General features: G+C 70.4%; 12 protein-coding genes. 7 read left to right on the top strand and 5 right to left on the bottom strand.

From position 1 onward, the window contains the following. Positions 1-186: 186 nt before the first annotated feature. On the top strand, positions 187-834 hold the full coding sequence (locus tag ETD85_RS55670) for a response regulator (protein ID WP_206059502.1): 648 nt from the start codon (positions 187-189) through the stop codon (positions 832-834). Between the two features lie 134 nt (positions 835-968). Here the strand turns inward: ETD85_RS55670 and secY are convergent, their stop codons facing one another. Beyond that, positions 969-2,258 carry a preprotein translocase subunit SecY gene (gene secY, locus ETD85_RS55665; RefSeq protein ID WP_138697944.1) on the bottom strand — a complete coding sequence of 430 codons (1,290 nt, stop codon included), beginning with the start codon at positions 2,256-2,258 and terminating at the stop codon, positions 969-971. Positions 2,259-2,354: 96 nt separating this feature from the next. On the opposite strand from secY, the gene ETD85_RS55660 reads away from it, so the two are divergent. Then, positions 2,355-2,930: a P-loop nucleotide/nucleoside kinase family protein gene (locus ETD85_RS55660; RefSeq protein ID WP_138697943.1), complete on the top strand. Its 576-nt coding sequence runs from the start codon at positions 2,355-2,357 to the stop codon at positions 2,928-2,930. Positions 2,931-2,934: 4 nt separating this feature from the next. On the opposite strand, the gene ETD85_RS55655 is transcribed toward ETD85_RS55660, so the two are convergent. Continuing rightward, positions 2,935-3,714 (bottom strand): putative hydro-lyase, encoded by a 780-nt coding sequence (locus ETD85_RS55655; protein WP_206059501.1) that lies wholly within the window; start codon positions 3,712-3,714, stop codon positions 2,935-2,937. Between the two features lie 107 nt (positions 3,715-3,821). Here ETD85_RS55655 and ETD85_RS55650 point away from each other — a divergent pair, with 107 nt between their 5' ends. Together ETD85_RS55650 and ETD85_RS64060 are read left to right on the top strand one after the other, a co-directional pair. Next, complete coding sequence (locus tag ETD85_RS55650; protein ID WP_240780050.1) at positions 3,822-5,453, top strand: sodium:solute symporter family protein; 1,632 nt, start codon at positions 3,822-3,824, stop codon at positions 5,451-5,453. Beyond that, positions 5,450-5,611 carry a hypothetical protein gene (locus tag ETD85_RS64060; RefSeq protein ID WP_170247381.1) on the top strand — a complete coding sequence of 54 codons (162 nt, stop codon included), beginning with the start codon at positions 5,450-5,452 and terminating at the stop codon, positions 5,609-5,611. The genes ETD85_RS55650 and ETD85_RS64060 overlap by 4 nt, the downstream gene beginning before the upstream one ends. On the opposite strand, the gene ETD85_RS55645 is transcribed toward ETD85_RS64060, so the two are convergent. Next, positions 5,598-6,008, bottom strand: coding sequence for a winged helix-turn-helix transcriptional regulator (locus tag ETD85_RS55645; protein ID WP_138697941.1), 411 nt, complete (start codon positions 6,006-6,008; stop codon positions 5,598-5,600). The two genes, ETD85_RS64060 and ETD85_RS55645, sit on opposite strands and share 14 nt — an antisense overlap. A 79-nt stretch (positions 6,009-6,087) precedes the next feature. On the opposite strand from ETD85_RS55645, the gene ETD85_RS55640 reads away from it, so the two are divergent. Continuing rightward, the gene (locus tag ETD85_RS55640; protein ID WP_240780049.1) at positions 6,088-7,020 is read left to right on the top strand and encodes an NADP-dependent oxidoreductase; all 933 of its coding nucleotides are present in this window, start codon (positions 6,088-6,090) and stop codon (positions 7,018-7,020) included. A gap of 81 nt (positions 7,021-7,101) precedes the next feature. On the opposite strand, the gene ETD85_RS55635 is transcribed toward ETD85_RS55640, so the two are convergent. Both ETD85_RS55635 and ETD85_RS66410 read right to left on the bottom strand, forming a co-directional pair. Continuing rightward, positions 7,102-7,338 (bottom strand): hypothetical protein, encoded by a 237-nt coding sequence (locus ETD85_RS55635; RefSeq protein WP_138697939.1) that lies wholly within the window; start codon positions 7,336-7,338, stop codon positions 7,102-7,104. After that, on the bottom strand, positions 7,335-7,553 hold the full coding sequence (locus tag ETD85_RS66410; protein ID WP_240780051.1) for a DUF6158 family protein: 219 nt from the start codon (positions 7,551-7,553) through the stop codon (positions 7,335-7,337). The genes ETD85_RS55635 and ETD85_RS66410 overlap by 4 nt, the downstream gene beginning before the upstream one ends. Before the next feature lie 104 nt (positions 7,554-7,657). On the opposite strand from ETD85_RS66410, the gene ETD85_RS55625 reads away from it, so the two are divergent. Then, entirely contained in the window at positions 7,658-8,590 is a 933-nt protein-coding gene (locus tag ETD85_RS55625; protein ID WP_138697937.1) for a LysR family transcriptional regulator, read from the top strand. Positions 8,591-8,674: 84 nt separating this feature from the next. Continuing rightward, positions 8,675-10,114: a S1 family peptidase gene (locus tag ETD85_RS55620; protein WP_138697936.1), complete on the top strand. Its 1,440-nt coding sequence runs from the start codon at positions 8,675-8,677 to the stop codon at positions 10,112-10,114. Positions 10,115-10,199 lie beyond the last annotated feature (85 nt).

Raw genomic sequence — 10,199 nt, 5'->3', positions numbered from 1 at the left:
CCCACCACCCCCGACGGCCCCGGCACCCCCAGCGTCCTCAACCCGCCCACGCCCGGCGGCTCCACCCCGCCTCCGTTCAGCGGCTCCACCCCGCCCACACCAGGTCGCGGGCCGAGCCGGGCTCTCGCGCCGGCCCACGACGGCGCTCCAGGTGGCGAGGCGGGTGGGTCCTTGCCGGAGGGCCAGATCAGGGTGGCCATCGCCGACGATCAGGCGGTCGTGCGGATGGGGCTGCGGGCGTTGCTGGAGCGGGAGCGGGGCATGGAGTGCGTCGGCGAGGCGGCCGACGGCGTGGCGGCGCTGGCGCTGATCCGCCGCACCCGCCCCGACGTCCTCCTGCTCGACATCCGCATGCCCGGCATGGACGGCCTGGCCACCCTGCGGGCCATCGCCGACGACCCCGGGCTGCGCGGCACCCGGATCGTCGTGGTGACGACGTTCGCCGTCGACGAGTACGTCTTCGCCGCCCTCCAGGCCGGGGCCAGCGGCTTCGTGCTCAAGGACAGCGCCCCCGACGAGCTGGTCAACGCCGTGCGCGTGGTGGCGGCGGGCGAGGCGTTGCTGTCGCCGTCGATCACCAGGAAGGTCATCGGGATGTTCGGCCGGCACGGCACCGAGCCGGTCGAGGGCATCGAGACGCTCACCCCGCGCGAGCGGGAGCTGGTCGCCTGGGTGGCCACCGGCAGGTCGAACGAGGAGATCGCCAAGGAGCTGGTGATCAGCCCCGACACCGTGCGCACCCACGTCAGCCGCGCCATGGTCAAGCTGCGGGCCAGGGACCGGGCCCAGCTCGTGGTGTTCGCCATGCGAGCCGGGCTGAGCGTCCCGAACTGAACGCCCTAAACTGGGCGCCCCGAACTGAGCCTCCTGAACTGAGCGTCCTGAACTGGGCGCCCCGAACGGGCCTCCGGCAGGGGCTCCGGCAGGGGCTCTGCGCGCAGCCCCCGCGAGAAGCCCGGCGAGGGCGCCTACTTCAGGAAGCCCTCGTAGTTGCGCTGCTGGAGCTGGGCCTCGATCTGCTTGACGGTGTCGAGCCCGACCCCCACCATGATCAGCACGCTGGTCCCCCCGAACGGGAAGTTCTGCTGCGTCCCCGGATCCCGCAGGATCGCGAACGCCACCAGCGGCAACAGCGCCAGCACCCCCAGGTAGAGCGCCCCCGACGCGGTCAACCGGGACGACACGTACGCCAGGTACTCAGCCGTGGGCCGCCCAGGCCGGATCCCCGGGACGAACCCCCCGAACCGCCGCATGCCATCCGCCACCTCCACCGGATTGAACGTGATCGACACGTAGAAGTAGGCGAAGGCGACGATCATCAGCACGTACACCGTCATGTAGAGCGGATGCGTCCCCGAGGCCAGGTTGCGCGTGACCCACGCCCCCGCCTCGTCCCCCAGCAGCGGCGACGCCAGCGTGGGCAGGTAGAGCAGCGAGCTGGTGAAGATGACGGGCACGATCCCCGCGAGGTTCACCTTCAACGGGATGTACGTGCTGGTCCCCGCGTACATGCGCCGCCCCACCATCCGCTTGGCGTACTGCACCGGGATGCGTCGCTGCGCCTGCTCCACGAACACCACGGCCGCCACCAGGAACAGCCCGGCCACGAGCATCACCACAAAACTGACCGGACTCATCACGAAAATCTTGGACATGTACGACGGGAAGACGGCCACGACCTGCGTGAACATCAGGAGCGACATACCGTTCCCGATCCCCCGGTCGGTGATCAGCTCGCCCAGCCACATGACGACGCACGCCCCCGCCACCATCGTCAGCACGATCACCGTCACGGTGAGCAGGCCGTCGTCGCGCAGCAGCGGCCGGCTGCACCCGGGCAGCAGTTGCCCGGCGCGGGCCAGCGCCACGACGGTGCCGGCGTTGAGGAGGGAGAGCCCGACGGTCACGTAGCGCGTGTACTGGGTGATCTTCGCCTGACCCCGCTGGCCCTCCTTCCTCAGCGCGTCCAGCCGGGGCACCAGCACCGCGAAGAGCTGCATCAGGATGCTCGCCGTGATGTACGGCATGACGCCCAGCGCGAACACCGACAGCTGCAGCATCGCGCCGCCGCTCAGCATCTGCGCCATGTCGAACAACCCGCCGCTGGCCGAGCCCACGCACTCGCGCACCGCCACGACGTCCACCCCGGGCGCCGGCATGATCTGCCCCAGCCGGAACAGGCCGATGAGGCCCAGCGTGAACAGCAATTTCCTGCGGAGCTCCGGCACCCGGAACGCCCTGGTCAAGACGGTCAGCATGGGCAGGAGTCTGGCGGGCGCGGGCGCGCGGGTCGTCCGCTGAGACGAGGCACCCGCATACGCAGATCCGCGTACGCGCTCCCTAGGGTGGAGCGCGTGAGCACTGTGTGGGTCATCAGCGGTCCGCCCGGCGCGGGCAAGTCCACGGTCGCGGCCGAGCTGCTCGCCCGCCTCTCCCCCGTGCCGGCCCTGCTCGACAAGGACACCGTGTACGGCGACTTCGTGGCGGAGATCCTGGACGCGCGCTGCAGGCCACCCGGCGAGCGCGAGGGCCCCTGGTACGACGAGCACGTCAAACGACACGAATACGCCGGTCTGACCAGGATCGCCAGGCAGATCCGCGAGCACGGCTGCCCGGTGCTGCTCGACGGCCCGTTCACCACCCAGGTGCACGACGCGGAGCGGTGGACGCGGTGGGCGGCGGAGCTGGGCGGCCCGCCGGTGCGCCTGCTGTGGGTGCGCTCCGACGGCCCGACGCTGCGCGCGCGGCTCCTGGCCAGAGGGCTGGGGCGGGACGCGGGCAAGCTGGCGGCGTTCGAGGACTACCTGCGGAACATCCGGGTGGACGAGCCGCCGGCCGTACCGCATCTGGAGATCGACAACCGGTGCGGCGCGCCGCCCGTCGCGCGGCAGCTCACGGCGGCCGGCATACCGCCCCACGGCCCCGGATAGCGGGTCAGGTCACGAGGTAGTCGTCATCGCGCGCGTCCATGATCGCCATGTGACCCGGCAGGTGGCCGATCGCGTACTCGATCCCGCTGGCCATGATCGCCGCCTGCGGGGTCACCCCGCAGGCCCAGAACAGCGGCACCTCCCCCGCGCGCACCTCCACCGGGTCGCCGAAGTCGGGCCGCGCGAGGTCGCGGATGCCGATCGCCTCGGGAGCGCCGACGTGCACCGGCGCGCCGTGCACAAGCGGATACCGGCCGCTCACCTCGACGGCCGTCTTCACCAGCTCCTCCGGGACCGGCCGCATCGACACGACCAGCGGCCCCGACAGGCTGCCGGCCGTCGCGCAGGGGACGCTCGTGACGTACATCGGCACGTTCACGCCCAGCTCCAGGTGCCGCACGGGCACCCCGGCGGCCAGCAGCGCCCGCTCGAAGGTGAAGCTGCACCCGATGAGGAACGGCACCAGGTCCGCGCGCCACTCCGCCACCACCTCGCCGAGGTCGGCGACCGGGACCCCGTCGTGGTAGAGCCGGTATCCGGGCAGGTCCGTACGGAGGTCACCGGCGAACAGCGCGGTCGACCAGGCGCCAGGCTCCCCCACGTCGAGCACGGGACACGCCTGGGGGTTGTGATGGGCGAACAGCAGCAGGTCGTAGCGCAGCCCCTTGGGCACCGCGATCAGGTTGGCCTGCGCCCAGCCCCGGCACCAGCCCGCGGTGGGCACCCGCTCGCCCGCACGGAAGCGCTCCCGCGCCTGCGCGGGGCTCAGATCGGCGACGTCCACCCCTCGACAGTATGGCGGCCGGCGTTCAGCGGTCCACCGCCGGCGCACTCGACTTCGCCCGCGCTTTACCGCGTGATGTCCTGGTTTTACGGGGTAGCGGGAGCGCCGTGCGTCTCGACGTGAACCTCCTCGACTACGTTCTCATCGCGATCTACTTCGCCACCGTGCTCGCGATCGGGTTCGCGGCCCGAAAACGGATCAGCTCCAGCCTCGACTTCTTCCTGGCCGGGCGCGGGCTGCCCGCGTGGATCACCGGGCTGGCCTTCGTGTCGGCGAACCTGGGTGCGATCGAGATCCTCGGCATGGCGGCCAACGGCGTCCAGTACGGCGCGATGACCGTCCACTACTACTGGATCGGCGCGGTCCCCGCGATGGTGTTCCTCGGCATCGTGATGATGCCGTTCTACTACCGCTCGAAGGTCCGCAGCGTCCCCGAGTTCCTGCGCAGGCGCTTCAACGGGTCCACGCAGCTGCTGAACGCGATCACCTTCGCGGTGGCGCAGATCCTCATCGCGGGCGTGAACCTGTACGCGCTGGCGCTGGTCATGGAGGCGCTGCTGGGCTGGCCGCTGCCGGTCTCCGTGGTGGTGTCGGCGGTGATCGTGCTGTCGTACATCACGCTCGGCGGCCTCTCCTCCGCGATCTACAACGAGGTCCTGCAGTTCTTCGTGATCCTCGCCGGGCTGATCCCGCTGACCGTGCTCGGGCTGATGAAGGTAGGCGGGATCTCCGGCCTGGCCGACAAGGTCCGCCAGAGCGCGCTCGGTGAGGGCGGCCTGCACACCTGGGCGAACACGGCCGGAGACAACCCGATGCAGGCGCACTGGATCGGGATCGTGTTCGGGCTCGGGTTCGTGCTGTCGTTCGGCTACTGGACCACGAACTTCGCCGAGGTCCAGCGGGCCCTGTCGGCCAGGAACACGAACGCGGCCAGGATGACGCCGATCATCGCCGCGTACCCGAAGCTGCTCATCCCGCTGATCACGGTGCTGCCGGGGATGATCGCGCTGGTGCTGTTCAGCGGCTGGGGCGAGGGCCAGGACTACAACAACGCGATCCCGATGCTGATGCGCGACCTGCTGCCGAACGGCGTGCTGGGGGTGGCGGTGACCGGGCTGCTGGCCTCGTTCATGGCGGGGATGGCGGCGAACATCAGCGGCTTCAACACCGTGTTCACCAACGACATCTGGCAGTCGCACGTGCGCAAGGACCGCGACGACGGCTACTACCTGCGGGTGGGCCGGATCGCGACCGTGGCGGGCGTGGCGATGGGGGTCGGGACGGCGTTCATCGCGGCCGGCTACTCCAACATCATGAACTACCTGCAGGCGCTGTTCTCGTTCTTCAACGCGCCGCTCTTCGCGACGTTCATCATCGGCCTGTTCTGGCGCCGGATGACGCCGTGGGCCGGGTTCTGGGGGCTGCTGTCCGGGACGCTGGCCGGTTTCGCCTGCTACATCGGGTTCAAGGCCGGCCTGCTGGACTTCGGCACCGAGCTGAACGCCAGCTTCTGGGGCGCGGGCGTGGCCTTCGCCGTGGACGCGATCGTGTCCGTGGTCGTCACGCTGGTCACCACGGCCAAGCCCGAAGAGGAGCTGCGCGGGCTCGTGTGGGGGCTCAGCGCCGTGGACCTGGACGACGACGCGCTGGCCGGTGACGCGAAGTGGTACCGCTCGCCCGTGGTGCTCGGCACCGGCGCCGTCATCCTGGCCGCCCTGATGTACGGAGTGATCCTGTGAGTGACATCCGCTTGGTGATCGGTGGACTGTTCCTGGTGTACGGCGTGATCCTGATCGTCGCAGGCGTCCTCGGCGACGCCGTCAACCTGTGGACCGGCCTGGCCATGGCCGTCTTCGGCGGCGCCTTCGTGGTGTGGGCCCGCCTCAAACGGATCTGACCGGCTCCTTGGCGCGTTCGTCGTAGGCCTCACGGGCGGCGATCACGTCGTCGGCGTGCACGCTCGCCCAGTCGCCGATGGCCCGCAGGACGCCGATCGCGCTGCGACCGAGGTCCGTGAGCTCGTAGTCGACCCGCGGCGGGATCGTCGGATAGACGGTGCGGGTGGCCAGGCCGTCGCGTTCGGCGGCGCGCAGGGTCTGCGACAGCATCTTCTGGGTGATGCCGTCGAGCATCCTGCGCAGCTCGCCGAACCGCCGGGGCCCGTCGAGGAGCGCGCCCAGGACCAGGCCCGTCCACTTGTTGGTGAACATGCCGAGCACCGTGCGGGGCTTGCACGCCCGCAGGAACGCGTCGGCGCCGCCGTACGCCCTGATGTCAGGAAAGTTGGTATCCATCAGGTACCTGACTACCAAACAGGTGCCTTCTTCACAAGCGATACCGGCATTGAGCAGCATGTGACGCATGACAGAGAACATGCGTGCGATCGTTTACCGGGCTTTCGGCGAGCCCGAGGTGCTGGAGCTCGCCGAGGTCCCGCGGCCGGTTCCGCAGCGGCACGAGGTGCTGGTACGGGTGCGGGCCGCGGGCGTCAACCCGCCCGACTGGAAGCTGCGGCGCACCCCCTTCCCGCCCGACTACACCGAGCCGCCGCTGACCCCCGGATGGGACGTGTCGGGCGTGGTCGAGGAGATCGGCGAATACACCGGCCGGTTCAAGCCCGGCGACGAGGTCTTCGGCATGGTCAACTTCCCGTACGCCGCCCGCGCCTACGCCGACTACCTGGTGGCCAGGCCCCGCCAGCTCGCGCGCAAGCCGGAGGGCGTCGATCACGTGCAGGCCGCGGCGCTGCCCATGGCGGCGCTGACCGCCTGGCAGGCGTTCTCCGACATCGCCGGCGTCTCGCCCGGGCAGCGGGTCCTCGTCCACGCGGCCGCCGGCGGGGTCGGGCACCTGGCCGTGCAGCTGGCCAAACTGCGCGGCGCGTACGTGATCGGCACCACCCGCGCGGCCAAGCACGACTTCGTCCGGAAACTGGGGGCCGACGAGGTGATCGACTACACCAGCGTGGACTTCGCCGAGGTTGTCTCGGACGTGGACCTCGTCCTGGACATGGTGGGCCGGGACTACCCGGTCCGGTCGATACCCGTGCTCAAGCCCGGCGGCACGTTCATCGCGGGCGCGGGGACGACGCCCGCGGACGTGGCCGCCCTCGACCGGGCCGGTGTGCGGTGGGGCCGCTTCAGCGTGGAGCCCGACCACGCCGCGCTGGAGGAGATCGCCCGGCTGGTGGCGGCTGGGAAGCTGGTGGCGCACGTGGACCGGGTCTTCCCGCTGGCGGACGCCGCCGCGGCGCACGCGCTGATGGAGAGCGGGGACTTCGTCGGCAAACTCGTGCTCGAAACCTGACCGTCGCTCGCCGCACCGTCGGGGTCCGGGCCATGGACCGGGGCCCGGCGGCGCGTCAGATCATCGCCTCTCAGCCGATCATCAGTACTCGACCTCGAACGTGTGCGGCCCCAGCGCGTACCCGTCGCCCTGCGGGACCACGTACCCGTACTCGACCAGCCTCGCGAGGCCGTGCCGAACCTCCTCCTCGCTCAGCCCGGTCGCCCTGATCAGGCCACCGAGCCCCGCGCCGCCCGTCTCCACGGTCTGGGACGCCACCGCCTCGTACACGTGGATGTCGACGTCCGACAGCGCCTGTACATCATGAGCCTCACTCATCGGCGTTCCCTCGCTCCCTCTCTGAGCCTGAAGGGGTCCACCTCGCGGTCCGGGAAGCGGCGGAGGTATTCGGCCTCTAGCTCGTTGGTGCGGGAAGTGTGACGGGCCAGAGCGTCATCCGATCCGTGGAAGAATGCGTCGCTCCGTGTAGTGTGCAGTTGCCGCAGCTCGCGGACCACATCTTCGTCGCTGAGCTGGGCTGGATCTATTCCCATCGTCGTCATGGGTTCCCTCTACCCCAGAGACCCCCGACAATATCTGTCACAATTCCTGACATATAGGCATTGTTTGGAAGAGATCGCCGCCTTACCTTCCCGTTATGGACCTCGAGCTCAGGCACCTCAGGATCGTCCGCGCAGTCGCGGACGCAGGAAGTGTGAGCAAGGCCGCGTCCCTGCTCGGGCTGGCACAACCGGCCCTCACCGCGCAGCTCAAGCGTATCGAGAGGGTGCTCGGCGGCGCCCTGTTCGAGCGCGACCGCCACGGCGCGAGACCAACGCGCCTCGGTGAGCTGGTGCTCGCCCGCGCCCGGGTATTACTCCCCGCGGCCAAGGAACTGCAGGACGAAGCCGTACGATTCGCCCACGCGCCCTCCCCAGGATTCCGCATCGGCGCCACGAACGGCCCCATACTCGGCGGCCTGGTCGACCGGCTGGCCGCCGAACGCTCGGTCAGCACGTACACGTCGTGGTCGACGCACGAGCTGACCAGCATGGTCGAGCTCGGCCGGCTCGACTACGTGCTGACCGGCGCCTGCGGCGATTCCGGCACCCCCACGGGCACCCTGCTGTGGGAGACGATCAGCCTCGACCCCGTCTTCTGCCTGGTCGGCGAGAGCCACCCGGTCGCCGGGGAGAAGGAGGTGACGCTGTCCGACCTGGCGGAGGAGCAGTGGGCGGTCACGCCGGGTGACGGCTGCTTCGCGGACTGTTTCGCGATGGCCTGCGCGCGGGCCGGCTTCACCCCCGGGACGATCTACGAGACGGACGTGCCCACCTGCACGCACCTCGCCCAGGTCGGCCGCGCCGTCGTGCTCTGCCAGGCCACCCACCAGGCGGCCCAGGGCCTGATCATGGTGCCGCTCGCCGGCGCTCCCCTGCGCTGGCGGCAGCTGCTCGGCCGCCACCCCACCGCCCCCGACGCCGCCTGGGTGGTGGGCCAGGCCAAACAAGCCCACATGGAGGCCGTACGCCGGAGCCAGGTCTACTACGACTGGCTGGTACGAAACCCGGGTTACGGCACCGCTCCATAACATCGTGATAGGGGCAAAGTAGTACTCCTCCGCTTCTGGGTCCGCCGTTACCGTGACGGCACCCCCAGCAGCAAGGAGACAATCATGCTCCGCACCCCGGCGCTGATCGCGATCGCGATCGGCGCGTTAGTCATGACGGCGACCCCGGCCGTCGCCGCCAAACCACCGTCCGGCGTGGTCGACGCCCTGCAGCGTGACCTCGGCATCACCAAGGACCAGGCGACCAACCGCCTGGCGAACGAGGCCCGCGGCAACATCGCCGCACCGAGCCTGCGCAAGAGGCTCGGCGACCGCTATGCCGGAGTCTGGTACGAAGGCGCCGAGAGCGCCCTCGTCGTGGGCACCGTCGACGCCGCCGACACCGCCGAGATCACCCGCGCGGGCGCCAGGGCCCGCGTCGTGCCGCGCACGTTCGCCCAGCTCACCGCCGTCAAGGACGGCCTGGACCGGATCGCGCCGCCGGCCGCCGTGCACAGCTGGGCCATCTCGCCCCAGGACAACTCCGTCGTCGTCCAGGCGAGCGACACCGCGGCGGCGCAGTCGTGGATCGCCTCCAGCGGCGTGGACGCCTCCGCCGTACGGATGGAGCAGTCCGCGGAGCGCCCCCGCCTCTTCTACGACATCCGCGGCGGAGACGCGTACTACACCTCGGACGGCTACCGCTGCTCGGTCGGCTTCGCGGCCAGGCGCGGCACCCAGCTCGGCTTCACCAGCGCCGGCCACTGCGGCGCCGTCGGCATCACCACGACCGGCTACAACCGGGTCGCGCAGGGGACGTTCCAGATCTCGTCCTTCCCCGGCAACGACTACTCGTGGGTGGCCACCAACTCCAACTGGACCGCGCCCGGCGTGGTGAACGGCTACAGCGCCGGCATCCTCCCGGTCCGCGGCTCGGCCGTCACGCAGCCCCAGGGCTCGGTCTGCCGCTCCGGCTCGACCACCCAGTGGCACTGCGGCACGGTCACCGCGCTCAACGCGACCGTCAACTACCCGGAGGGCACGGTGTCGGGCCTGACGCGTACCACGGTGTGCGCGGAAGGCGGGGACTCGGGCGGCTCGTTCATCTCGGGCGACCAGGCCCAGGGCATGACCTCGGGCGGCTCGGGCAACTGCACCAGCGGCGGCGTCACCTACTTCCAGCCCATCGGCGAGATCCTCTCGGCCGGGGGCCTGACGCTGGTGACCGCGGGCGGCACGGAGCCGCCGCCGACCGGCTGCCAGGGCTACGAGGAGACCTACTCGGGGTCGCTGACCTCCAACCAGAGCGCGTACCAGCCGAACGGCTCGTACTACCAGGCCACGGTGTCGGGCACGCACGCCGCCTGCCTGGACGGCCCGAACGGGACGGACTTCGACGTCTACCTGCAGCGCTGGAACGGCTCCACCTGGGCAGTGGTCGCCAGCGCCACCAGCCCGAACCCCGATGAGACGCTCAGTTTCAACGGCACGGCGGGCTATTACCGGTATCGCGTGCACGCCTACAGCGGATCAGGCTCCTACACCCTGGGCCTGAACCGCCCGTAGGTCCCAAGACCGCCCGTAACTCCTGATCCACCGGCCCGAGGGCCGGCGATTGCGATTGCCGAGCAGCCCCTCCCTTTCGCCACCC

It is taken from the genome of Nonomuraea zeae, from assembly GCF_005889725.1.
GTDB lineage: Bacteria > Actinomycetota > Actinomycetes > Streptosporangiales > Streptosporangiaceae > Nonomuraea > Nonomuraea zeae.
Note: the sequence above shows the minus strand (reverse complement) of the source record. Positions and strands in the feature narration are given on the sequence as shown.